At 56.1% G+C, this 296-nt stretch carries 1 pseudogene; it reads right to left on the bottom strand.

The features are described from left to right. Positions 1–296 (bottom strand): annotated as a pseudogene (locus tag B4F73_RS07405) (NAD(P)/FAD-dependent oxidoreductase); the annotation flags it as partial.

Below are 296 nucleotides of genomic sequence, written 5' to 3'. Positions count from 1 at the left end.
CACATCGAAAGAGACGCCGCCCGCCGTGGAGATCGCTTCATCCAGCGGGAAAGGCTTTGCAAGCGGGATCGGCAGACATTTGATCAGTCGGGCCAGACGTTCCGGCTCATTGGAGACATCCAACCCACCAAACTCGAGCAACAATGCGCGCTTCACGCCTTTCAGGTTTGCTGCTTTGCGGAGATGGTTTGAAAGCGACTGTTTTCCCCGGTCTTGTTTCAGACGGCTGACCAGAGCTTCCTCCGAGAGGTCGGGCGCAAGATCAATCTCCAAAGTCGCCTTCCCGTTATTCTCCA

Source organism: Hyphomonas sp. UBA3601 (genome assembly GCF_002375605.1).
Lineage (GTDB): Bacteria > Pseudomonadota > Alphaproteobacteria > Caulobacterales > Hyphomonadaceae > Hyphomonas.
The sequence above is the reverse complement of the archived record's forward strand: the minus strand, read 5'-3'. Positions and strand labels throughout refer to the sequence as shown.